Annotated in this window: 21 protein-coding genes; 15 read left to right on the top strand and 6 right to left on the bottom strand. The window is 67.5% G+C overall.

Annotated elements, in window-relative coordinates; all coding sequences use genetic code 11:
- Positions 1–128 precede the first annotated feature (128 nt).
- Positions 129–854, top strand: coding sequence for a DUF1906 domain-containing protein (locus ACEWX3_RS00420; protein WP_163679737.1), 726 nt, complete (start codon positions 129–131; stop codon positions 852–854).
- 10 nt (positions 855–864) lie between these two features.
- Here ACEWX3_RS00420 and ACEWX3_RS00415 read toward each other — a convergent pair whose 3' ends face one another.
- Together ACEWX3_RS00415 and ACEWX3_RS00410 are read right to left on the bottom strand one after the other, a co-directional pair.
- Positions 865–1,941, bottom strand: a complete 1,077-nt coding sequence (locus tag ACEWX3_RS00415) for a coiled-coil domain-containing protein (RefSeq protein WP_374158406.1) — start codon at positions 1,939–1,941, stop codon at positions 865–867.
- A 63-nt stretch (positions 1,942–2,004) separates the two neighbouring features.
- Complete coding sequence (locus ACEWX3_RS00410; protein ID WP_374158405.1) at positions 2,005–2,784, bottom strand: hypothetical protein; 780 nt, start codon at positions 2,782–2,784, stop codon at positions 2,005–2,007.
- Between the two features lie 137 nt (positions 2,785–2,921).
- Between ACEWX3_RS00410 and ACEWX3_RS00405 the strand changes: the two genes are divergently transcribed.
- The 4 genes from ACEWX3_RS00405 to ACEWX3_RS00390 all read left to right on the top strand — a co-directional run bounded on the left by ACEWX3_RS00405 (position 2,922) and on the right by ACEWX3_RS00390 (position 5,818).
- Entirely contained in the window at positions 2,922–3,359 is a 438-nt protein-coding gene (locus ACEWX3_RS00405; protein WP_374158404.1) for a DUF2510 domain-containing protein, read from the top strand.
- A 114-nt stretch (positions 3,360–3,473) separates the two neighbouring features.
- Positions 3,474–4,562, top strand: a complete 1,089-nt coding sequence (locus ACEWX3_RS00400) for a methyltransferase (RefSeq protein ID WP_374158403.1) — start codon at positions 3,474–3,476, stop codon at positions 4,560–4,562.
- Between the two features lie 24 nt (positions 4,563–4,586).
- Complete coding sequence (locus ACEWX3_RS00395; protein ID WP_374158402.1) at positions 4,587–5,057, top strand: DUF4174 domain-containing protein; 471 nt, start codon at positions 4,587–4,589, stop codon at positions 5,055–5,057.
- Between the two features lie 152 nt (positions 5,058–5,209).
- Complete coding sequence (locus ACEWX3_RS00390; protein WP_374158401.1) at positions 5,210–5,818, top strand: CIA30 family protein; 609 nt, start codon at positions 5,210–5,212, stop codon at positions 5,816–5,818.
- Positions 5,819–6,015: 197 nt separating this feature from the next.
- Here ACEWX3_RS00390 and ACEWX3_RS00385 read toward each other — a convergent pair whose 3' ends face one another.
- A complete protein-coding gene (locus ACEWX3_RS00385) occupies positions 6,016–6,624 on the bottom strand; it encodes a TetR/AcrR family transcriptional regulator (protein ID WP_374158400.1) in 609 nt (202 codons plus the stop codon).
- Positions 6,625–6,783: 159 nt separating this feature from the next.
- Here ACEWX3_RS00385 and ACEWX3_RS00380 point away from each other — a divergent pair, with 159 nt between their 5' ends.
- The 7 genes from ACEWX3_RS00380 (at position 6,784) to ACEWX3_RS00350 (ending at position 16,354) form a co-directional block, all read left to right on the top strand.
- On the top strand, positions 6,784–8,112 hold the full coding sequence (locus ACEWX3_RS00380) for a cytochrome P450 (protein ID WP_374158399.1): 1,329 nt from the start codon (positions 6,784–6,786) through the stop codon (positions 8,110–8,112).
- Between the two features lie 46 nt (positions 8,113–8,158).
- The gene (locus tag ACEWX3_RS00375) at positions 8,159–9,484 is read left to right on the top strand and encodes a PucR family transcriptional regulator (RefSeq protein WP_374158398.1); all 1,326 of its coding nucleotides are present in this window, start codon (positions 8,159–8,161) and stop codon (positions 9,482–9,484) included.
- Between the two features lie 111 nt (positions 9,485–9,595).
- A complete protein-coding gene (locus ACEWX3_RS00370) occupies positions 9,596–10,555 on the top strand; it encodes a fumarylacetoacetate hydrolase family protein (RefSeq protein WP_374158397.1) in 960 nt (319 codons plus the stop codon).
- Between the two features lie 16 nt (positions 10,556–10,571).
- Positions 10,572–11,261: a VOC family protein gene (locus tag ACEWX3_RS00365; protein WP_374158396.1), complete on the top strand. Its 690-nt coding sequence runs from the start codon at positions 10,572–10,574 to the stop codon at positions 11,259–11,261.
- Positions 11,262–11,268: 7 nt separating this feature from the next.
- Positions 11,269–13,089: an FAD-dependent monooxygenase gene (locus ACEWX3_RS00360; protein ID WP_374158395.1), complete on the top strand. Its 1,821-nt coding sequence runs from the start codon at positions 11,269–11,271 to the stop codon at positions 13,087–13,089.
- Between the two features lie 4 nt (positions 13,090–13,093).
- Entirely contained in the window at positions 13,094–15,430 is a 2,337-nt protein-coding gene (locus ACEWX3_RS00355) for a pyruvate dehydrogenase (RefSeq protein ID WP_374158394.1), read from the top strand.
- 153 nt (positions 15,431–15,583) lie between these two features.
- Positions 15,584–16,354: a 1-acyl-sn-glycerol-3-phosphate acyltransferase gene (locus tag ACEWX3_RS00350; RefSeq protein WP_374158393.1), complete on the top strand. Its 771-nt coding sequence runs from the start codon at positions 15,584–15,586 to the stop codon at positions 16,352–16,354.
- A 91-nt stretch (positions 16,355–16,445) separates the two neighbouring features.
- On the opposite strand, the gene ACEWX3_RS00345 is transcribed toward ACEWX3_RS00350, so the two are convergent.
- Positions 16,446–17,783: a PLP-dependent aminotransferase family protein gene (locus ACEWX3_RS00345; RefSeq protein WP_374158392.1), complete on the bottom strand. Its 1,338-nt coding sequence runs from the start codon at positions 17,781–17,783 to the stop codon at positions 16,446–16,448.
- A gap of 86 nt (positions 17,784–17,869) precedes the next feature.
- On the opposite strand from ACEWX3_RS00345, the gene ACEWX3_RS00340 reads away from it, so the two are divergent.
- Entirely contained in the window at positions 17,870–18,529 is a 660-nt protein-coding gene (locus ACEWX3_RS00340; protein ID WP_374158391.1) for a DJ-1/PfpI family protein, read from the top strand.
- A gap of 32 nt (positions 18,530–18,561) precedes the next feature.
- Here ACEWX3_RS00340 and ACEWX3_RS00335 read toward each other — a convergent pair whose 3' ends face one another.
- A complete protein-coding gene (locus ACEWX3_RS00335) occupies positions 18,562–19,284 on the bottom strand; it encodes a dienelactone hydrolase family protein (protein WP_374158390.1) in 723 nt (240 codons plus the stop codon).
- A 237-nt stretch (positions 19,285–19,521) separates the two neighbouring features.
- Between ACEWX3_RS00335 and ACEWX3_RS00330 the strand changes: the two genes are divergently transcribed.
- Entirely contained in the window at positions 19,522–20,721 is a 1,200-nt protein-coding gene (locus ACEWX3_RS00330) for an NAD(P)/FAD-dependent oxidoreductase (protein WP_374158389.1), read from the top strand.
- A gap of 1 nt (position 20,722) precedes the next feature.
- On the top strand, positions 20,723–22,210 hold the full coding sequence (locus tag ACEWX3_RS00325; RefSeq protein ID WP_374158388.1) for an ATP-binding protein: 1,488 nt from the start codon (positions 20,723–20,725) through the stop codon (positions 22,208–22,210).
- A gap of 122 nt (positions 22,211–22,332) precedes the next feature.
- Here the strand turns inward: ACEWX3_RS00325 and ACEWX3_RS00320 are convergent, their stop codons facing one another.
- Positions 22,333–22,590, bottom strand: coding sequence for a DUF3297 family protein (locus ACEWX3_RS00320; RefSeq protein WP_221361957.1), 258 nt, complete (start codon positions 22,588–22,590; stop codon positions 22,333–22,335).
- Between the last annotated feature and the right edge of the window lie 241 nt (positions 22,591–22,831).

The raw sequence follows: 22,831 nt of genomic DNA, 5'->3' as shown, positions 1-22,831 counted from the left end.
CGGCGTGGCGCCACTATCAACAGCTGTCACTTTGTTAACATCCCGCCGTGCCGGAGACACCATGGGCCAGAGCTGAGCAGCGCTCGCGCCCGGTAAGCCGGCGACAAGCACTGCGCATCGCGGCCGCCATGTCCGCGCTCGCCGGGTTCGGCGCCGCGTCCACCCACCGAGCGCCCGAGGCGTCCGCAGCGCTGCCGACGCTCATCGACTACGCCATGCGCCAGATACCGGCACAGGACATCCGCGCCGCCGGCCATGCCGGTGTGATCAACTACGTCTCCACGTCACGACCAGGATCGAACTTCGGCGCCAAGCCGATCACCCTGCCCTATGCCCGCTCGCTCAACGCCGCGGGGCTGGCCATCGTCAGCAACTACCAGTACGGGAAGCCCGGCGGGACGGCGCCGTCGGACTTCACCCGGGGTTATGCCGGCGGGGTCGCCGATGCGCGCACCGCATGGGCGCTGCACACCGCAGCAGGCGGCGGCCGCAGCGCACCGATCTTCTTCAGCGTCGACGACGACATCGACCGCACCGCATGGAACGACCTGGCACTGCCGTGGTTTCGCGGCATCAACTCCGTACTGGGCGCGCAGCGCACGGGCGTCTACGGCGGCGTCAACACCTGCCAGTGGGCCGCGGCCGACGGAGTCATCGGGCGATCGCTGTCACCGGGGCACGTGTGGGCATGGCAGACCCGATCCTGGTCTCGCGGTCAGATCTACCCGGCAGCAGTGCTCTACCAACGCATCATCGACACCGCCTCGAATCCCGGCCCGATCGTCGGCGGCATCCGCGTCGATGTGAACGACGTGCTGGCCCAGGACTGCGGCCAGTGGAGTCTTCACCCCTGAGCGCTGCAGCTCACCCGGGCGTCGTGGTGATGTGAACGTGGTCGTAGTGCCCGTAGCCTGAGGCTTGCGGACCGGCCGGCGTGTAGTACGTGCCGCGCCAGATCACGTCCTGCAGCCCGAACCGGGCCGCGTTGCTCATCGCGAAGGCGAGTATTTCGTCCCCGAGCGCGATGCCCTCGGGGCTTGCGGAGTTGGGAATCATGATGTCGATCGCCAGGCCGCTCGGATGCCAGGGCTTGGAGTCCGGGCGCACGCCGTCGATGGCGGCGATCTGGGGGAACCTGGCGCTGACGGCTCGGGCCGCCAGGATGGTGTTGGGCTGCAGCCCCGCCTCGTTCGCCACACCCACCGGCAGCGACTCGGGGAGGCCGGGCGGCTGCGCCGGTACCGCCGCGATCGGGGGGTCGACCGGGGCGGGCGCGGCGGGCGGGGGCGGGAGGACGGCGGCGGCGTTGTCGACAGCAGCCCGCTGGGGTGGCGTCAACGCCGCATACTGCGCCTCGGCCGCCAGGATCTGCTGTTGCAGACCGGTCCACTTGACCTGCAACTCGGTTCGCACCTTTGCCGCCTGCTCGGCGGCCCCTCGGGCGTCGGCGGCCGACTTCTCGGAGGCCCGGGCGGCCGCGGCGGCGCGTTCGCGCGCTGCCCGGAAAGCGTTCATCTGATCGGCCATCTCCGCAGCCATCGCGCGTTGCAGAGACAGCTCGTCGATCAGTTGTTGCGGGGACGCTGCGCTGAGCACGGCGGCCAACTGATCGGTGCGGCCACCCATGTACGTCATCGCTGCGACCCGGTTGACGGCCTGCTGGTATGGCTGCAGCGCCGAGTTCGCTTGCTCGAGGGCCCGCAGTTCGGCGCGGTGGCGGTCGTCGGCCGCGGCCTGGGCCGCCAGTGTGGCGTCCACGTCACGCTGCGCGTCCGTCACCGCCTGGCGCGTCTGCACCGCCTCGCGGGACAGCTCGTCGAGCCGGGACACCGCGTCCGAAGCCGGGTCCGCGTGGACGCCGACCGTCGTCACCGCCACGGTCAGGATCGCGGCCGCGAAACCGTACGTCAGGCGCCGGAGTGCGCAGCGTCCTGACGTCATGCGCAGCGTCACCATCCTTCGCGGCAGAGGCCGGTGTCATCCCGGTCACAGGTCTGGGACAGGTTACGAAGTGGCCCCGGCGATGTCCACCCGACGGGAGTTGCCCCCTGCTGGCGCTGTTCTCAGCCACATCGCCAGCACCGCGGCGATACCGATACCGCCGGTCACGGCCAAGAGCACCGACTGGCTACCCACGTTGACGACCACTCCCACCAACGCCCACACCGCGGCCACCGCGACGCCGTCGGAACCTCGCCCGAGCCGCAGGGCCGCCAGTACCGCCGCAAGCGCGCAGACCAGGACGACAGCCTGCCAACCGACCGACGCCGGATCCGCCAGTTCCTGGTCGCCGAGGGCGGAGGCAAGGTTGACGAACACTGCGACGGTCACCCAGCCGCAGTACAAACCGACCGTGAAACTCTCCAGACGCGCCTCCCAGCGGCGCACGCCCGAGCGCAGCGGATGGTTCATCGCCACCCACAGCGCGCGCAGCGCGGCAGCCACCATCACCACGAGGACGGCGAAGGTCAGCCAGGAGTTGCCGACTGTGAACGCCACCGACCACGACGCCGAGGCCAGGTACAGCGCCGCCAGGGGCGTGACCAATGCCGCCTGATCGGTGACCGCGGTGCCGTTTCGCACCACGACCACGGCGTGGACCACGCACAGCAGGTAGATGACGCCCCAGACGGCGAAGGCGTAAGGCGCGGGACTGACCAGCAGATCCACGCCGCGCCCGCCGGGTGAGTCGCCGCCCGAGAACTGCACCACGGTCATCGCCGCCTGCAGCACCGCCAGGAGCACCAGCACCCACGACCCGGCACGCCGCTGTGTCGATGTCATCGTCCCCAAGCTAACGCCTCCACCGAATCGGTGATCGGGCCCCGGGGTGACGAATCCCCCACACATGGTGATCGGAGACGTACCGCCCGGCCGTTAGGCTGAGTTCGCGAATCGGTCGGGCCTGGGGGGAGGTCGTGATGCCAGGTGAGGCACCACCCGGCTGGTACCCCGATCCGTCCGGGTCGGGGTCGCCTCGGTGGTGGGATGGACAGCAGTGGACCCTGCACTTTCGTTCCACCGGCCCGCGACCTGACGCTTCTGCGACAGCCAGGATTCCGCTCGGTGGCACCGAGCGGATCGCCGTCTTCGTCGTTCTTGCGTTGCTGACCGTGGGCATCGGCCTGGCAGGGGTGCACGTCCTCCGGGGTCGCGACGAGGGAGACTCGTTCCAGCAGGGCTACGAGCTCGGGCGGCGAGTTGTGCACTTCGTCGAGGACGGCACCTCACCGCAAACGGCGTGCGAAACCATGGTGTGGGCTGACCAGATCGGCCGGGGTGCGCGATATTCGCGAGCAGAAGTCCGGGAACGCACAGCGGGGTGTCTGGAAGCAGTGAGCGACTTGACGGAGCGGTGAAAGCGCGCGTCGACACGTCCCTGGCCGAGTCGGACTCACCTCGGCCAGCAGCCCGGGTCCCGACGCGGCCCTAATCGCACGATCAGAGGATTCCCCACGGGCTAGCCTGCACGGATGCCATCGACGCCTCTCCCCGTGGTGCTGGCCACCCTCGCCCTGCGGCGCCGCCTCAAGCAGTTCGCGGACCGACTCGTGCCGCCCCAGATCGCGATGCTCGATCTCGGCGAGGGCGTCGGCGGGGTCCAGGTCGCGGCCACCATCGCCGAACTCGGCATTGCCGACGTTCTCGCCGGTGGACCGATGACCGCACAGCAGATCGCCGCCCGACTCGACTGCGACGCGGAGACCACGCACCGCCTGCTTCGCGGCGCGGTCGCGTGCGGACTGTGCACCATGAACCGCCGCACGGGGGTGGTGACGCTGACCCGGACCGGGGCCGTGTTGCGCAGCGACCATCCCGCGTCACTACGGGCCTGGATGCGCTACAAGGGAATGCGGTCGACCGTCGACGCCTGGGGCGGGCTGGCCGAGAGCGTGCGCAGCGGCCGCAGCTCGTTCGAGATGGTGCACGGCACGTCGGTCTGGGAGTGGTACGCCCAGCATCCCGACGAAGAACGCGTGTTCGCGTCGACGATGCGTCAAGCCACCGAGATCAGTGCCCGCGCCATCGCACGGGTCTACCCCTGGCCAAAGGACGCCGTGGTGTGTGACGTGGCGGGCGGGATCGGAACGCTGCTGTCGACGGTCGTTGCCGAGTCCGGCGGGACTCTGCGTGGTGTCCTGGTCGACAGTGCCGGAATGATCGCCGAAGCCGAGCAGTTCCTCGCCGACCGGGGTGTCGCCGACCGGATCGATTGCGTCGAGGGTGACATCTTTCGCGCCGTGAACGCCACCGCCGACGTCTACCTGCTCAAAGATGTCCTGCACGACTGGGACGACGAACGCTGCCGCAAGATCCTCGCCGCGGTGGCGGCGAGCATGCCCAGCGGCGCGAAGCTCGTGGTGGCCGAATACCTCCAGGAACGTCATCGCCCGAATCCGTTCTCGCCGCTGATCGACCTGCACACGCTGACGCAGCGGGATGGCGGACGTCTGCGCTCGGAGGCTGAGCTGTCGGCGCTGTTCACCGACGTCGGTTTGCGCCCCACCGGCCGGAGATTCTCGGTGGTACCGCACGACCTCGTCGAGGCGGAGAAGATCTGATCGTCGGTAGAGTGGTTGAGCACTATGGCTGTCAGACGCGGTGCGATGCGGTGGACGCTTCTCTTCGCTGCTCTGGTGGCGAGCGCCGGCCTCGGATCGGGTACGGCCGTCGCTGCTGAACTCGGTGACTACCGCTGGGAACGCCGCCCGCTGTTGCTGTTCGCTCCGACGAACAGCGATCCACGCCTGGTGGAAACCCTGAGCCGAATCGACGCCGATCGCTGCGACGTGCTGGATCGCGACATGGTGGTCGGCGTCGTGGTCGGCGGGGGCACCAGCACTCTCAACGGTCAGGTCATCGACACCCAACAGGCGCAACAGCTGATGGGCCGATATGGCGTCGGCGATACCGACTTCACCGTGGTGTTGATCGGCAAGGACGGCGGCGAGAAGTGGCGCGTCAACGACGTGCCCAGGCTCCGAACAGTTTTCGCCGTGATCGACGGGATGCCCATGCGCAACCGTGAGATGGCCGCGGATCCCGGCCGATGCTGACTCCGGCACTAGGTCGGCGACGTGGCGACACCGTCGACCGGGGCCGGTGCTCACCACACTGTCACCCTGAGAGCGGCGCGGCGCACATATATCCATGCCGGAACGCTCAGCGCGACATTGCGTCTACCCGGAGGCCTGGTCGGCTGGTCGGAATGCTCATCTGGGTTGCACTCGTGGTCGCATCGTGCGGCAAGGCGGGGCCTTCGCCCGCCGATGACACGACGGAGCCGACGGCGACAGCCGGCGCGTCCGGGCGAGCCGTGGCGCTCGTCGACCTCGAGGATGCCCGCGAGGTGGCGGCCTGGACCACGGTGAACGACCCGGTCATGGGCGGCATGTCGACGTCGAGCATTGCGTTCGGCAACGGTGGCCTGATGTTCTCCGGGGTCATCTCGCTGGAGAACAACGGCGGATTCGCTTCGGCCCGCAGCCCGCAGAACCCGGACATCGGGCGGCGAGCCGCAGGCGCGAAAGCGCTTCGTGTTCATGCTGAGGGCGACGGCCACACGTACATGGTGAAGGTGGGCATCGCGGGGCAGCCATGGTCCTACATCCAACGCTTCCCCACCGAGGCGGGCGTCCCACGGATCTACGACCTTCCCCTCGACGAATTCGAGCCGGTGGGCAAGCGGCTCAAGCCGGCCCCCGACGCGCCCCCGACGATGGATCCGTCAACCATCGACCAGTTGGCTGTCTACATTCTCGACAAACAGCAGGGACAGTTCGACATCACCGTCACCGCGATCGACGCCACCACCTGACGACGCCGCGCGATCGACGCACGCGTGATCGGCCTCTCGTCCGCTCGGCCATTGCTGGGTTTCGGCTGAGCGCGTCGGCGTCCGATTCGCCAGCGCGGAAGTCGCGAAAGTCGTTGGGGTCGAGCGCCGAAATCCGCACGGTGTACCAACCCACGGACGGGGCAGCACCGCCGAAACCCCGGGTGCCGGTCGGTGCCTCAGATCGATGGATTGATCAGCGCGATGCTGCTGCGGACGGCCTCCTCGGTGACCTCGGCCAAGGGTCGGTCGCGTTCGACGGTGTGTGCCGTCAGTTCCCGGAGGCCACCGATCAGGAGCACCGCGCGTGCCTGGGGGATCCGGCTGATGCCCGCGGCTTTCAATTCATCGGTGTCGCTGAGCGTTTGGACCAGTTGAACGAAACGGTCCATGGCGTCACGCTGCAGCGAACGTGCCGCGGGACCGAGCGCGGGGACATCGCGGATCCAGCTGAGGGTCACATGGCGGCGACGCTCGGACCAGTCGAACCACGTCTCGACCGCTTGCCGGACCTGGGTCTGCCATGGCGCGGAGGGGTCGACCGCGGCGGCAACGGCCGCGAGGTTGGCGTCATTGGTCTCGGACAACAGCGCGAGGAGGCAGGCCTCGCGGTCTTCGAACTCCGCGTAGAACTTCGACTTCGATGTCCGCGCACGCCGCACCACGTCGGCCACCATCGTGCTGCCATACCCCACCTCGGCGATGGATTCCGCCATCGCGTCGAGGAGGCGGCGTCGGTATACGCCAGCGACATCTCCGTCCGGTCGCGCGCGTGCGCGCTCGTCCACTGCGTTCAACCCGCGTCCCTTCTGCCAGGTCGATGGTAGGCCCGGCAGCGCGGGCGATGGTGGGGCGAGCCCGCGATACCCGGTTCGCCGTTTCATCACGGCGCTGTGTGGTACACCGGTGTACTAAGGCTAGTACACTGGTGTACCAAAGGAGGCTTCATGGCTCACGCGACACTCGACCCCGTCCGGCTGCCACCCGGTCCGACGGCTCCGCGCATCGTCCAGGGCGCGGCCATGCTGCTCAACCGACCACGTGCGCTCGAGTTCGCCCGCCGGCGCCACGGCTCGGCATTCACCGCCTCGCTGCCGCTCTTCGGAGACAGCGTGGTACTCAGCGATCCCGATCTGATCAAGGAACTGTTCACCGCAGGAGACCTGGTCGAGACGATCACCAACCTCGGCGACGTCATCGGCCCGGGTTCCACGTTCAGCCTCAACGGTGAACCGCATCTGGCCCGGCGCAAACTGCTCATGCCACCCCTGCACGGCAAGCGGATGCAAGTCTACGAGCAGATCATCGAGGAGGAAGTGGCCCGCGAGCTGTCGACGTGGCCGGTGGGGACGCCCTTCGCCACGTTGCCGTCGATGATGCGCATCACCCTCAACGCGATCCTGCGCGCGGTGTTCGGCGCCGAAGGGCCGGAGCTGGCGGCCATGCGGGAGCTACTCCCGCCGGCGGTCCTGCTCGCCTCCCGGCTCACGGTGCTGCCCCCTGCCTTGCGTCGCGACCTCGGGCGGTGGAGCCCGTGGGGCCGACTGGAACGGATGCGCCGAGAATGCGACGAGCTCATCGGCACCCTCATCCACCGCGCCAGATCGGCTCCGGATCTCGACGCACGCACCGACGTGCTGGCCATGTTGGTCGCCGCCCGAGACGACAGCGGCCAACCGATCCCCGACGACTACATCATCGACGAGCTGCAGACACTGCTGGCCGCCGGCCACGAAACCACGGCCACCACGCTGGCGTGGGCTGTCGAGCGGCTCCGCCGCCACCCCGACGTCCTGTCCCGGCTGGTCGAGGACGTCGACGCAGGGGGCTCGGAGTTGCTGCAGGCCACGGTGTGGGAGGTGCAACGCAGTCGACCGGTGATTCCCGGCGTCCTGCGGGTGACGAAGGGCCGCACCCGGTTGGGCGAATGGGTCCTGCCCCCGGGGCACACCGTCATCGCCAGCATCGCGCTGTCGCACAGTTCCGCGGCGAACTACACCGACCCGTCCCGCTTCGATCCGGCCCGCTTCGTGGAGACCAAACCCGACACCAGCTCATGGATTCCGTACGGGGGCGGGGTACGTCGATGTGTGGGCGCGGCGTTCGCCAACACCGAAATGCTCATCACGCTGCGCGAGATTCTGCGCACCTACACACTCGAACCCACGTCGGAGCCGGATGAGCGCCCCCGCTCCCGAGGAATCGCCAATGCCCCGGCTGCGGGAGCCGTGGCCGTCGTGCACCCGCGGAACCTCGCACAGCCCAGCGACTCCTGACGATCCCGAACGACGGCACGCTGACCGGGACGAGGTGGTGGCTCAGGTGAAACGGCCCTGGTTCGCCGAACTGGCACCCGCCACGCCCCGTGAGATTCCCGGCGACTCCGTGCTCCCCGATCGCGCTCGGATGCTCGCCGAGCTGCTCGGGCCGGGGCCGGCCGGCTGGGCCGTCGAGCTCGGCGCCACGATGGCGGCCACCATCACCGCCGCCATCCCCGAGCTCGCGGTGGACGCGGTCGCCGACGAGGTCGCCAAGGGGTGCGAGGCTGTCGCCCTGGGAGCCCTGTCGGCGCTGGCGTTCGACGAACAGGTGCCTTTTGCGGCGATGCCGGAGGTCCTCGCAGGACCGACCGAAGTCGTCTCCCGCGGCATCGGTATCGAGCACATGCTGCGCAGCATCCACCTCGCGCACTCCACCGCCGTCGACGTCCTGCTCGACGCCGCCGAACGCGTGGTGCCCGAGCGGCAGCGCTTCACCGAGATGCGGCGGATCAACGAAGCCTTGTTCAGCATCGTCAACCTCCTGACCAAGAACATGGCCGACGAGTACGCCCGCGCGCACGAGGCATGGCTGACGAGTTCCGTGGCGCTGCGCGCGGAGATCGTCGAGGATCTGCTGCGCGGAACCGCCGTGCCGATGGACCGCGCGAACCGAATCCTGGGCTACGACCTGAGTCGCTGGCACCTGGCGGTCGTCGTCTGGACCGCCGCGACCAACCCCGCCGAGCCGATCTCACTGAGAACCGCGGCGACCCAGACGCTCTCCGCTGCAGGGTGCACGTCGACGCTCGTCCTCCCGGTGGGCGCACAGCGCGTGTGGGCCTGGGGTTCTCGAACGTCCACTCCGCCGGAACCGGTAGCACCCTCGGCGGTGCCCCCGGCACCTGTTGCACCGCAGGCACCGCCTGCACCGGGCGTTCGCATCGCCGTCGGGATGGCGGGATCCGGTGTCGAGGGTTTCCGGCGCAGCCACCGGCAGGCCGCCGAGGCCGCGCGGGTGGGTGTCCTGTCGACGCGTGAGACATCGGCGTTCTGCTATCAGGACCTCGACATCGTGGCGATGCTCAGCTCCGACCTGCCCGCTGCCCGCGAGTTCGTGGGCCGCGAACTGGGCGACTTGGCAGGCTGCACCGAAGCGGTGACCGCAGTGCGGCATACGCTCAAGCGCTACCTCGACTTCGACCGGAGTCTGGCCCGCACCGCGGCCGATCTCCACGTCGCGCGCAACACCGTGGCCTACCGTGTGCAACGCGCCGAACAACTCCGGGGTCGGCCGTTGACCGTTCGCCGCCTGCACCTGCACGCGGCCCTGGTCCTCGCCGAGGAATTCGGTGACGTCATTCTTAGGCCGGACCCATCGTTGGACTGAAGTCCATTCGGACGCCGCTATTTCTGGACCCTGGACCAGGCACCACGTGGTCGTGTCGCAGTTCACTCGGAAAGTGAGCCGGTCGACCGACCGGCAGAGGCGGAGAAGTCGATGGTCGTCCATCTCGTCCGATACGAGCACAACGCGGGAGCCTCGTGGGGTGTCCTCACCGGCGACCTCATCTCGCCGCTGCGCGGCGAGTACCCGGCCACCGCCGACCTCATCGAACACGGCAGATCCGACTGGACGGCCGCGGCTGCCCGACCCGGTGACGTGAGAGCAGGCGACGTCGAGCTGCTCTCCCCGGTCACCACGCCGTGCCGGGTGATGTGCCAGGGCGCCAACTACCGTCAGCACGCCATCGAGTCCGGGATGGACCCCGACAACCGCGACTTCAACCTGTTCTTCGACAAGACCGACGCCGCCGTCACCGGGCCCTGCGCCCCGGTCACCCGCCCGGCGCACGTCACCCTGCTCGACTACGAGATCGAGCTGGCGCTGGTCATGCGCGCCACGGTCGACGCACCGACCACGGTCACCCGGGAGAACCTGCACGACTACGTCTTCGGCGTCACCATCGCCAACGACCTGTCTGCCCGCGACGTCCAGCTGCCCCAGGGCCAGTTCCTCAAAGGCAAGAGCTACCGCGGGTTCTGCCCGCTCGGGCCTGTGCTCGCCGTCCTCGAGCCCGAGGACTTCGGCCTGCTGGACGACCTCGAGCTGCGTCTCGAGGTCAACGGGTCACTGCGCCAGACCGACAACACCGCCAACCTGCTCTACAAGCCGGCCGAGACGCTCACCGAACTGAGCGAGTTCTGCAACTCCAGCCCCGGCGACGTACTGCTGACCGGCACCCCGCACGGCATCGTCGCGGGCTCGCCGCCCGCCCTCATCCGCCGGCTCGCCACCGCGCTGCTTCCCGAGGACAAATTGTGGGCGGCGTTCGTCAAGATCAACCAGCGCAAGCCCTACCTGCAGCCCGGTGACGTCGTCACCGCCTCCATTCGCAACTCCGCCGGGACCCTCGACCTGGGCACCCAGCGAAACCCCATCGTCGCCCCCACCCGCTGAGAGGAGAAGGCGAATCATGAGCGCCACACCGAGCCCGCTGCATCCGTCCGACCCGGACCGTTCCGACACCGAGGACTCCGCTCCGGATCTCAGTCAACTCCCCGACCGGCTGGTACCCGACTTCATCGCCCACTGGGTCGTCAAGACCGCACGCAGCGCCGAGATGATCGACTGGTACGGCCACGTTTTCGGCGCACGTGTCGTGCACGAAGACGACCAAATCGCCTTCCTGACATGGGATCACGAGAGCCACCGGCTGGCGTTGGTGAAGCTCCCGCCGCCAGTTCGACTCGCGTTCCCGCTGTCGCGCTGGCGCCGCAAGACCTATGGCATCGACCATCTCGCGTTCACATTCACCTCGGTGGAGAAGTTGCTGCTGACCTACGAACGGCTCAAGAAGGTCGGGATCCGCCCTGTGTGGTCCATCAACCACGGACCCACGACGAGCCTCTACTACGAAGACCCCGAGGGTATCCGGCTGGAGTTCCAGACGGAGAACTTCCCCACCGCTCAGGGGACCGCCGAGTACTTCACCAGTCCCGACTTCGCCGAGAACCCCATCGGTACCGACATCGACCCGGACTACCTGCTCGAACAGCTCCGCGCGGGAGTGGAACAAGAACAGCTACTCAAGCGTGGTGCCGGCACCCGGCCCGGCACCAAGCCGCGCTCCAACAAGCGAGCCATCACGTGGAAGACGCTGTGAGACAGAGATGTTAGATACGGACACCGAATCTGTGGTCATTGTCGGCGCCGGCGCCGCGGGATGCACCATGGCGCTGCTGCTGGCCCGCTACGGCATCGCCACCACCGTGATCGAAGAACGGCAGGACACCCGACTGCATCCGGCCGCGCACGTCATCAACGCCCGCACGCTGGAGATCTGGAATCAGGCTTCCCCCGCCCTGGGACGGGCCCTGGCAGCGATCACGCCGCCGATCGACACCGTCAACATCATCCGCTGGTGCACCGACGTGCGATCCGATCCGATCGGTGAGATCGACCTGCTCTCCCAACCGGACCGGCTCGCGGAGGTCCGCTCGCACAGCCCTCACCTGATTTCCCACATCGGTCAGCATCTGCTGATGCCCGAGATGTGGCGGGCTCTCGACGATGAACCGCTGGTTGAGCTGCGGCGTGGCTGTCGTGCCGAGCTCGATGGTGAGCGGTTGACCCTGAGGTCGGCGGACGCCGATCCTGTTGTTGTCGAGCCGAGGTTCATCATCGCCGCAGACGGCGCGAACAGCGGGTTGCGCGATGCCGCCGAGATCGCCATGACCGGGCCAGTCCTGGCCAACATGGGCAGCGTGTTCTTCCATGCGCCGCAGCTCTACCCGAGCGGTGCCAGCCGTCCACTGCTCAGCTGGATCTACCACCCACGATTCAGTGGCGTGATGATCGCCCATGCCGACGACGACTACGTGTTGATGACACCCTATCTGCATGCGGCCCAGTCGATTGCGTCGGACAGTCGGGGGTACTGGAATCGCGTTCTCCCCGAGGTGATCGGGTCCACCGACTACCGCATCCGGTCGACCGGAACATGGACGATGACCAAGCAGATCGCCGATCGGTTCCGGCGCGACACGCTCCTGCTCATCGGAGACGCTGCTCACCGCTTCCCCCACACCGGTGGCTTCGGACTCAACAGCGGTGTGCAGGACGCGCACAATCTGGCCTGGAAGCTCGCCGCCATCCTGCGCGGCGGCGCGTCGGAGTCCCTGCTCGACACCTACGAAACCGAACGACGTCCCGTCGTCGCACGGTTCGCCGAGCAGAGCACCAGCAATCACTTCAAACTCGACGACGTCACCGCGCCGCTGGGCATCACCAACCGCTCGCTGCACACAGCCACCGAGATCATCGGCAAGCTCCCGGTGAACTGGCTGCCCGATCCGGTGATCGCACGTGCTGCCGATGCACTGACCGGCGCGCAGATGTCGCGAACACGACGACTGCTCCGTCAGAATGCGCGCAGCAATCTGCTGCGCCAACGGATGTCGGCCGCGATCCCGGGCCAAGAGGAACATTTCGTGGCCAGCGGCCTGGAATTCGGCTACGCCTACGCCAGTCCCCTCATCGACACCGCCGAGGGTCGTTGTCCCGACGGGGACGTCGCCCTTTACCACCCCACCACCCAACCCGGTGCGCGCCTCCCGCACGCGATCGTCCGCGATCAGGAAGGCAGGGAGGTGTCGACCCATGACGTCATCGCGCGCAGAGGACTGACGGTGTTCACCGCCGATGCGAGCGGCTGGACCGATGCCGTCAACAGCACATCGGTATCGGTGCCGCTCACCGTGGTGGCTCTGACGTCCGCCAGCGGTGAAGGTCGTTCCGCGGTCGAACTGTTCGAGGTCGGCGACCGGGGCGCGGTGGTGGTACGACCCGACGGTCACGTCGTATGGCGTAGCCGCATCGGCCCGTCCGAGGTGGACCGACTCCGGACGTTCCTCGTGCGCCGCTGGGAGTCGGTGTATCCGGACATCCCCGCCGACGTGAATCTGTACTCCGTGAAGGCCGAAGGACGGTAACGTCATGACGATCGCTACGCCCTCTGGACCCGTGCCCGGCGCCGAAGCCCGCTCGGATCCCGCCGATCTGGATCTGATCGCGTCGCGGGTACTGTGGCTGTCGACCGCGATGGTTCATCACGCCAACCGGATCCGGCCCAACCCGACCGGCTTGAAGGTCGGCGGCCACCAGGCCTCGTCTGCGTCGATGGTGCACATCATGACCTCGCTGTACTTCGGCCAGCTTCAGGTTGATGACCGCGTGTCGGTGAAGCCACATGCCTCACCGGTGTTACACAGCATCAACTACCTTCTCGGCGCGCTCGACGAGCGCTACATGACGACGCTGCGCGAGTTCGGCGGCATCCAGAGTTACCCGAGCCGGAGCAAGGACCCCGATCCCGTCGACTACTCCACCGGTTCGGTGGGCATCGGTGCCACGGCCCCGATCTGGGCCGGCTTCGCGCGCCGTTACGTCGACACCGTGTTCGGTGGCGCCGGGACCGGGCGTCAATACTCACTGGTCGGCGATGCCGAACTGGATGAGGGGGCGATCTGGGAGGCGGTGATGGATCCCGCGGTGCAGGACCTGGGTGAGATCGTCTGGATCGTCGACATGAACCGCCAGTCGCTGGACCGCGTCGTACCCCACATCGCGTCGGGGCGGCTGCAGAACATGTTCGCCGCCGCGGGATGGCAAGTCCTCACCGTCAAATTCGGCACACTGCTCGACGAGTTGTTCAGCCGTCCCGGCGGTCAGGATCTCCGGACCCGGATCCTGACCATGCCCAACGCCGAATATCAACGGCTGCTGCGCTGTTCAGCGGACGAACTACGCAGCAGGATACCCGGCGACGGCGCGGAAGCCGGCGGTGTGGCCGCGCTGACAAACGACCTCGACGACGCCACGCTGCTGAAGGCGATCGGCAACCTGGGTGGGCACGACATCGCGACGATGCAGCAAGCCTACGGACAGATCGACGATACGCGTCCCACGGTCATCTTGGCTTACACGGTCAAAGGCTTTGGCCTGCCGACGCAGGGCCACCCGCAGAACCACTCGTCGCTGTTGACCGACGAACAATTCGCGCAGCTGGCCGGGGAACTCGGCGAGGACCCCCAGCATCCATTCCGGCGTTTCGACCCCGAGTCGGCGCCCGGAAAGCTGTGCCGGGAGGTCGCCGAGCGGTTACGTCGAGACGACGTCCGCTGCGTCGACCCGCCACGGGTCCCGACCGAGATCGGACGCACCCCACCGGCGGTGTCGAACACCCAGAGCGCGCTCGGACGCACTCTGCTCGACCTGACCCGCGACGCACCCGAGGTCGCGCAGCGCGTGATCACCGTGAGCCCGGACGTCAGCTCCACCACCAACCTGGCCGGCTGGGTCAACAAGGTCGGCGTGTGGTCGACATCGGAACGGCCCGACTGGTTCGCCGACGACGCCGACACCCTCCTGCACTGGCGTGAACGCCCGACCGGGCAGCACATGGAACTCGGTATCGCCGAGGTCAACCTGGTCGGTCTGCTTGGCGAACTGGGCGCCACCTGGAGCCGGTGGGGGCAGGCGCTGTTCCCGATCGGCGTGCTCTACGACCCGTTCGTCGAGCGTGCTCTCGAACCGTGGTCATTCGGTATCTACGCCGGTGGCCAGTCCATTCTGGTCGGCACGCCCTCCGGGGTCACGTTGGCGGCAGAAGGTGGCGCGCACCAGTCGATCACCACACCGTCCATCGGGCTCGAGCAGCCCGGTTGCCTCAGCTACGAGCCCGCCTTCGCGGTCGAGGTGGAGTGGATCCTCCTGCATTGCCTGAGCCAACTGGGGCGACCGGACGGCTCGTCGTCCTATCTTCGGCTGTCGACCCGGCCGGTCCAGCAGGAACTGGCCGGCATCCCCTCCGATCCCGCGGCTCGCGAGCGACGCCGCCTCCAGGTGATCGCGGGTGCGTACACGGTGCGTCACTGCGCTGCACCGGAGGTGTGCATCGTGGCAGTCGGCGCCCTGGTCACCGAGGCCGCTACGGCTGCCGATCGGCTCGCCGACATGGGTGTCGATGCCGAGGTCGTGTGCGTGACGAGTCCAGATCTGCTGTACCGCGCCCTCCAGGCCCGCAGCGGTCTCTCCGACGCGCCGACCTGGATCCTCGACCAGGTCTTCCCCGCCGAACGCGCCGCGCCGATGGTCACCGTTCTCGATGGACACCCCCATACGCTGACCTTTCTGGCAACGATCAACCAGGTTCGCGGTAAGTCGTTGGGCGTCAGCACTTTCGGACAGGTCGGCGACCTCGACTCGGTTTACCGCTACCACGGCATCGATTCCGACAGCATCGTCCGGGCAGCGCTCGACGCCGTCGGGTAGCCGGTCCGCTTCGGCGGGCAATCGCACCGACGCCTGCCACGATTTTGGTAGCGTGCGCAGACCATTCGTCAGAGTCCGAGGAGTCCGCATGCGCGTCGCCGCGCCGATGTGCCCGCAGTACGCGCCGTCTCGCGGTGTCGTTCGGCATCCGGCATGACCGACGAACCAGAGATCGCGCCGCCTGGCTGGCTGTCGGCGACGATCCAGACCTACCTGCGGGTGTACCACCGCCATGAGGTTCGCGTCGACGCCCCGGTCCCCGACCGTCCCGTGCTGTTCGTCTGCAACCACGGCTTCGGCGGCGTGATCGACCTCAACGTCGCGGCTTTCGTCGCGGCACGGCAGGCTGCCGGGGTCACACGCCCCACCACCGCGATGGTGCACCAAATCGCCTGGACGCTCGGTGCCGGCCCGCTCGTCGAGCGATTGGGCGGCACACCCGGCAGCCGCGAGGCCGCCAACGCCGCGTTCGAGGCGGGTCACAACGTGCTCGTCTTCCCTGGCGGTGACGTCGACGCCGGCAAGTCGTGGCGCGACCGCAACACCATCAAGTTCCATGGCACGGGTTTTGCGCGACTGGCGCAGGAACACCGCGTGCCCATCGTGCCGGTCGTCACCGCCGGCGCAGGTGAATCACTCCTGGTCCTCAGCGACGGTCAGGCTGCGGCCAAGGCGCTGCGGTTGCCGAAGTTGTTGCGGGTCAAATCTCTTCCGCTCAGTGTCTCGGTCCCCTGGGGTCTGAACTTCGGCGTGGTCGGCTTGTTGCCTTATCTGCCGCTGCCCAGCAAGCTCGTCACCGCGGTGCTGCCCGAGATGCTCTCAGGGGACGACGAATCGGCGGAGGACTTCGCGGAGCGGGTGCGGGAGGCCATGCAGGATCGACTCGACACGTTGACCGCCCGGCGCAAGCCGCTCATCGGCTGATCGGCGACGCGCTCCGGCGGGCGTCTTCGCCGTTCCGGTGGGCTGGCTACGGTTCGGTCGGCCAAGTGATTCTCACCGGTCCAGGTCGTGCCTACCGGTACTGGTCGTCCTCGATGGTGCGGCGGACGGTGGTGAGTGCGTCGGCGAGTGTGCTGAGTTCTGTGGAGCCGAGGGCCAGGCGGATGGCCTGTGGTGGGTTCTCGGTGATGGCGAACGGCTCGGCGGTGGATATCGAGACCCCGTGTGTCGCGAGCGTCGCAGCGATGCGGTCGGCGCGCGCGTTCTCGGGTAACGGCACCCAGGTGAAGTATGAGTTCGGATGTGCCATCGGGCGAAAGGGTTTCAATACTTCGTCGGCGAGGGTCTGCCTCTGCCTGGCGTCGACACGCTTCTCTGCTTCGAGGCGGTGCACGGTGCCGTCCTCGAGCCAGCGGGTGGCAATCGCGGCGGTGAGAGCGGGGGTGTTCCACGCGGTTGCCCGGATCGCCCGCTCGATGGCGGGCATGTGCGATCGCGGCGCGGCGACGAATCCGACGCGAAGTCCGGTGGCCACGTTCTTGGACAATCCGGAGACATACACGGTGATATCGGGAGCGGTGGCGGCCAGCGGCGCCGGCGGCCGGTCGGCGAGGTAGGCGTAGGAGGCGTCCTCGATGAGCAGTAACCGATGCCGTCGGGCGATGGCGACCAGTTGTCGGCGTGCGGCATCGTCCATCACCCAGCCCAGCGGGTTGTGCAGGGTCGGCATGGTGTAGACGGCGCGGACCGGCCGAGCCACGCACAGGTGCGCCAGCGCGTCCAGATCAGGTCCGGTGGGAGTCGTTGTTATGGGCACCAATTCGAGGCGCAGAGCTTCAGCGATCACCTTGAACCCGGGGTAGGTGATGGCGTCGGCGGCGACCAGGTCACCCGGCCGCAAAGCGGCCAGGGCGACGACGGTCAGACCGTGTTGGGCGCCGTTGACCACGACGACGCCGTCGGGCGTGGTGTCCAGTCCGCGGTGGAGCAGATGGTTGGCCACGGCCGCCCGGTCGCGCTCACGGCCGCCGTGCGGTTGGTAACGCAGGAGTGATTCCAGGTCGCCGGAGCCGGCCAGCTCGCGCAGCGCCAGGCGCAGTAGGTCGACCTGGCCGGGCACGGCTGGATAGTTGAAGTTGAGGTCGACGGTGTCGGCCGCGAGCGCCTGCTGGTCGATACCGTGGCCGGGAGGCAGCGCCTGATCTCGAACGAAGGTTCCGCGGCCGTGCTCACTGCTCACCAGACCCATCGCTTCGAGTTCGGTGTAGACGCGAGAGGCGGTGACCACGGCGATGCCCTCCCGCTCGGCGAGGCGGCGGTGGGTGGGCAGCTGCGTGCCGGAAGTCAGCTGGCCGGAACGAATCTCGGCAGCGAAGGCGTCGACGAGACGTTTGTATCGCGCGGCGGGCACCCGTGAAGTGTATCCATGACAATTCTTTGATAGTCCTGCACAGTGCGTCCTACGGTGGTGACACCACCGATGAGAGGACATCGACCTTGCACATCGCCATTCTGACTTTCGAGGGATACAACGAACTGGACTCCCTGATCGCGCTCGGGGTGCTGAATCGCATCAGCCGCGACGGTTGGCGAGTGACGATTGCGACTCCGACCGCCCGGGTGACGTCGATGAACGGCGTCACCGTGGAACAGATGTCCGGCCTCAAGGAGGCGGTGGAAGCCGACGCGGTCATCGTCGGCAGCGGCATCGCCACTCGCGAGGTGGTCCGAACCCCGGCGATCATGCAACTGCTGGGCGGGTTGGACCCGGGCCGTCAACTGATCGCCGCGCAGTGCTCCGGGGCCCTGGTGCTGGCCAAGCTCGGCCTGCTGCGCGATGTGCCCGCCTGCACCGATCTGGTCACCAAGCCCTGGGTGATCGCCGCAGGCGTGCACGTGCTGAATCAGCCGTTCTTCGCCAAGGGCAACATCGCCACCGCCGGCGGCTGCTTGGCGTCGCAGTACCTCGCCGCGTGGGTGATCACGCGACTGCTCGGGAGGGACGAGGCCGAAGCGGCGTTGCACTACGTGGCCCCGGTCGGTGAGAAGCAGGACTACATCGAGCGAGCGTGGCACAACATCGAGCCTTATCTGCCGGCCGAGAACCGTGTACCTCTCGGTGACACCGCGTTGCCCACTCCTCGCCTCTCGTCATAGGTGATCCACCCACTGCGAAGATGATCGCGTCGTCACCAGAGATTTCGGCGAAGCAGGTCGTGCACGCGCTCCCAGTGCAGTTCGGAGGCGGCCCGGTCATAGCGCAGCCCGGCTGGGGCGAACCCGTGCACCGCATCGGTGATGACGTCGACGGTGTACACCACCCCGGCATGGTCGAGCGCGTCGCGTGTCACGCCGAGGGTTTCCGGCGGAGCCGTGTCGTCGGGGTCCACCCACGCGAAGTAGAACTCGGCCTGGGTCGTGTCGTGGTGCAGATGCGGTGAGTCGTCACTGTCGCGGACGATCCAGGCTCCGTGGATCGACGCCGCGGCGCGCACCCGGCCCGGGAACGCGCGGGCCACCGACAACGCCAGCCCACCGCTCATGCAGAACCCGACGGCTCCGGCCGGGCCGTCACCCGCCGCCGGGTCGTCGGCTGCTGCGGCGAACAGCGCCGCGGCGTCACCGACGATGTTGCCCGGCGTGACCGAACCCATCAGATCCTTTCGGGCGTGCATGTCCTCATCGCTCGTGCCGAACTCGCGAAACGGACCGCCGCGGTAATAGAGGTAGGGAAGCATCACGTAGTACCCCGCCGACGCCAGACGGGTGGCCATGTCGACGAGCGCCGGCCGGATGCCCGGCGCATCCATCAGGTACATCACCACGGGATGGGGGCCACCGTGGGTCGGATGGACGATGAAGGTGGGCATTTCGCCCTCGGGCGTGGTGACGTCGATCCTGCGCTCGATCATGGACCGAGTGTTGCACGCTGCCCTGGCGAGATAAGTCTCGCGGCCATGCGCCACGAACCAAGGACTACGGGGTTTCCGTGGCGCCTGTCGCGCGCCCGGCTGTCATCGTCGTAGGTGTGCACGACTCGACACCGCGTCGCGCACGATTCAGCGGAGCATCACCACGTGGTGGAGTCAACCTCCGGCGAAGCCCTGCTCGCCTCCGCCCGACCTCTCCAGCAGCGTCAAGGAGCCACCATGACCATCACCCGCGTCGTGCTCGTCGGCGGCGGATATGCCGGCGTGCTCGCCGCCAACCGCTTGAGCCAGCGCTCGGACCTCGACATCACCCTGGTCAATCCGCGCCCGATGTTCGTCGAGCGAATACGGCTGCACCAGTTGGTTGCCGGTAACGACGACGCCGTCGAGGACTATGCCGACATCCTCACAGACCGCGCCGAACTCGTGGTCGACAGCGCTCAACGCATCGACGTCGCCGGCCACCGACTGCGGCTGGCCTCCGGCGCCTCCCTGGGCTACGACTATCTGGTCTACGCCGTGGGCAGCACCGCCCCGGTGCCCGCCACTGTGCCTGGTGCTGCGGAACACGCCTGGCCGCTGGGCGAATGGGAATCGGCGCAGCGCCTGGCCGAGCGACTGGCCCAGATCCCACTGCAGGCGCCGATCGTCGTCGTCGGCGGGGGCCTGACCGGAATCGAAGCCTCCTCGGAGTGGGCCGAGCTCGGCCGAAACGTCACCCTTGTCACCGGTGTGCTCGGCCCGTCGCTGGCCAACGATGGTCGCCGATCTGTGACCAAGCGGCTGAGGAAGCTCGGCGTCAGCGTCGTCGAGAACGCCACCGTCAGCCAGGTGGCAGGCAACCGAATCACGTTGCGCGACGGCACGGAACTGCCGAGTGCGGTCACCGTGTGGACCGCGGGCTTCGGTGTTCCCACCCTTGCCACTGACAGCGGACTCTCCACCGACGCACTCGGTCGGCTGCTCACCGACGAAACCCTCACCAGCATCGACGATCCCTCGATCATCGCGGCCGGTGATGCCGCTTCCCCGTCGGCGCAGCCGCTACGGATGAGCTGCCAACTCGCGATGCCACTGGCCTCGCATGCCGCCGACACGTTACACGCGCGACTCGACGGCAAGGAGCCCACGTGTCTGAACCCGGCGTCGGTGGGTCAGTGCATCAGCCTCGGCCGCCACGCCGGCACCATCCAGATGTCACACCTCAACGACGAGGCCCTGCCGTTGCACATCGGCGGCCGTCTGGCCGCCACCATCAAAGAGTCGGTATGCAAGGGCACACTGTCGTTCCTGGCGAAGGAGGCTCGCAAGCCCGGCAGTTACTTCTGGCCCAGAGGCGGCAAGCGGCAGAAGCGGTATCAATTGCACCGCCCTCCAGCCCGCCTCCGCGGAACCCAGAACGTCGCCACCGACGACTGATATGGACGACGCGTTGTCACTCACCACGGGTCAGCCGAAGATCCGGTGGAAAGAGGAACTGGGCGCGCCGCCGCGGCACGCCCCGCAGAGTCTCAAAGACGAGCTCCGCGCCCTGCTGCTGTTCAAATTCCTCACCGATGACCAACTCGATGCCCTGTGCGGCAACGGCCGTTGTATGTCGGCTGCCGTGGGCGCGATCTGCCGCGAGGGTGACCCGGCACAGTTCTTCCACGTGCTACTCGACGGCGGTGACGTGGTGGTGTCGAAGCGCTGGGGCAACCGCGACGTCGAACTTCACCGCACGTCGGAGCGCGGAACCTACTTCGGTGCGATCTCCGGCGCCACCCACGTGTACGACGTGTCGGTACGGGCGACGGGTCCGTCGCGGATGTTCGTCGTCGAGGCCGGATTCTTCGCGCGGTTCACCCAGATGGTGTGGCCGGTAGCAGTCCACCTGCTCGAACGCTCCGTCACCAGCGACTTGCGGCAGCGTCAGCTCCTCGGCCTGCAAGAGAAGCACGACGCGCTTGCGACCATCACGGCGGGACTCACCCATCAGCTGAACAATCCTGCGGCGGCCGCCGTACGGGCCGTCGCCGACCTGCGAGACAGCATGGCCGAATCGCACCGCCATCTCGCGGAGCTCGCCATCACCGCTCCGCACGCGCTGAGCGGACTGCTCGCCATTCAGGACGGGATCGCCGAACTGTCGGCCGGCGCGACGACGCTGTCGCCTCTGCAATCCGCGGATCGCGAAGAGACGCTGGACGACTGGCTCGCCAATCACGGTGTGGCGGAAAGTTGGCGCTACGCCTCGACCTTCGTGGAGGCCGGTGTTGATGAGAGCTGGCTGGACCGTATTGCTGCCGCTACGCAGTCATCGCTGCCCAGCGCCATCTGCTGGCTCAAGCACATCATCGACGTCGAGATGCGGACCCGGGAGATCGCTGAGGCCACCAGCCGCGTATCGACGCTGGTCAACGGCGCAACGACCTACTCCCAGATGGACCGCGGACCCTACCAGTGCATCGACGTCCACGACATGCTGCGAAGCACGGTGCTGATGTTCGGCGACAGGATCGCCACGGTCGGCAAACGCATCACCTTGGTCAAGGACCTCGACCACTCACTGCCACAGTTGTGCTGCTATCCAGCCGATCTGAACCAGGTGTGGACCAATCTGATCGACAACGCCGTGTATGCGATGAACGGACGCGGCACGCTGACGGTGCGCACCCGACGAGAGGGCGATTCGATGATCCGGGTGGAGGTCTGTGACGACGGACCCGGCATCCCCGACGACATCGCCACCCGTATCTTCGACCCCTTCTTCACCACCAAACCCGTAGGCGAAGGACCCGGTCTGGGTCTGGATCTGGCACGGCGAATCGTCGTGGACCGGCATCGCGGCAACATCTGCGTGCAGTCGAAGCCCGGTGACACCCGCTTCATCGTGTGCCTGCCGTTGGAAGCGCCCAGTCCGGGCTGAGCGTGGTCGGGCGACCACGCCGGAAGCGAATGCTCCTACCTCGATCAGCTCGCCGCTCGCGCTCTTCTGCCCGGGTTGGTGCGTTCACACCTGCTGGCACAGTGTGCTATTTCGCCACGTCCCTATTCTTCTCCGCGGAAATAGGGTTCCACCGTGCCCTTCAGCTTGACGACCATGGGATTCCCGCGGCGATCCTTGGCGGTAGGAACCTCGACACGCACCCAGCCCTCGGTCACGTCGTATTCGTGCACATTCGTTTTCTCGACGCCGTTGAAACGGATGCCCACATCACGCAGCAGGACCTCTTCGTCGTAGAACTCGCTGCGCGGATCGATGGACAGATGATTCGGCGGGACGTCGGGGTTCTGATCGTCAGACATGATGGCCTTCGTCGGATGCTGCTTCTGGTGCTGGGATTGCGGGAACGAATCTACGCGAACCTGCCCTACCGGGCTGCGGGTAGGTCGGAGGATCCGCCACATCACCGCGACCCGCACCGTCCGGCCATTTTCACGCGGCCACTTCTTGCCTGAAAGCAACGTGTCTTGCCGGGTGGTCAGCGGTGACGTCATCCTCACGAGGAGACCGGATCATTCAACCCATTCGACGACCCGCCCGGTC

The organism is Mycobacterium sp. G7A2 (assembly GCF_041902445.1).
In the GTDB taxonomy this organism is placed as follows: Bacteria; Actinomycetota; Actinomycetes; order Mycobacteriales; family Mycobacteriaceae; genus Mycobacterium.
This window is presented reverse-complemented; position numbering and strand designations above follow the sequence as displayed.

Bases quoted from the DNA above. Each gene is read 5' to 3' on its own strand.
- ACEWX3_RS00330 (WP_374158389.1), top strand. From the start codon at position 19,522: ATGACCATCACCCGCGTCGTGCTCGTCGGCGGCGGATATGCCGGCGTG.
- ACEWX3_RS00350 (WP_374158393.1), top strand. From the start codon at position 15,584: ATGACCGACGAACCAGAGATCGCGCCGCCTGGCTGGCTGTCGGCGACG.
- ACEWX3_RS00395 (WP_374158402.1), top strand. From the start codon at position 4,587: ATGGCTGTCAGACGCGGTGCGATGCGGTGGACGCTTCTCTTCGCTGCT.
- ACEWX3_RS00325 (WP_374158388.1), top strand. From the start codon at position 20,723: ATGGACGACGCGTTGTCACTCACCACGGGTCAGCCGAAGATCCGGTGG.
- ACEWX3_RS00335 (WP_374158390.1), bottom strand. From the start codon at position 19,284: ATGATCGAGCGCAGGATCGACGTCACCACGCCCGAGGGCGAAATGCCC.
- ACEWX3_RS00380 (WP_374158399.1), top strand. From the start codon at position 6,784: ATGGCTCACGCGACACTCGACCCCGTCCGGCTGCCACCCGGTCCGACG.
- ACEWX3_RS00415 (WP_374158406.1), bottom strand. From the start codon at position 1,941: ATGACGTCAGGACGCTGCGCACTCCGGCGCCTGACGTACGGTTTCGCG.
- ACEWX3_RS00360 (WP_374158395.1), top strand. From the start codon at position 11,269: ATGTTAGATACGGACACCGAATCTGTGGTCATTGTCGGCGCCGGCGCC.
- ACEWX3_RS00420 (WP_163679737.1), top strand. From the start codon at position 129: ATGTCCGCGCTCGCCGGGTTCGGCGCCGCGTCCACCCACCGAGCGCCC.
- ACEWX3_RS00320 (WP_221361957.1), bottom strand. From the start codon at position 22,590: ATGTCTGACGATCAGAACCCCGACGTCCCGCCGAATCATCTGTCCATC.
- ACEWX3_RS00405 (WP_374158404.1), top strand. From the start codon at position 2,922: ATGCCAGGTGAGGCACCACCCGGCTGGTACCCCGATCCGTCCGGGTCG.
- ACEWX3_RS00355 (WP_374158394.1), top strand. From the start codon at position 13,094: ATGACGATCGCTACGCCCTCTGGACCCGTGCCCGGCGCCGAAGCCCGC.
- ACEWX3_RS00370 (WP_374158397.1), top strand. From the start codon at position 9,596: ATGGTCGTCCATCTCGTCCGATACGAGCACAACGCGGGAGCCTCGTGG.
- ACEWX3_RS00400 (WP_374158403.1), top strand. From the start codon at position 3,474: ATGCCATCGACGCCTCTCCCCGTGGTGCTGGCCACCCTCGCCCTGCGG.
- ACEWX3_RS00410 (WP_374158405.1), bottom strand. From the start codon at position 2,784: ATGACATCGACACAGCGGCGTGCCGGGTCGTGGGTGCTGGTGCTCCTG.
- ACEWX3_RS00365 (WP_374158396.1), top strand. From the start codon at position 10,572: ATGAGCGCCACACCGAGCCCGCTGCATCCGTCCGACCCGGACCGTTCC.
- ACEWX3_RS00390 (WP_374158401.1), top strand. From the start codon at position 5,210: ATGCTCATCTGGGTTGCACTCGTGGTCGCATCGTGCGGCAAGGCGGGG.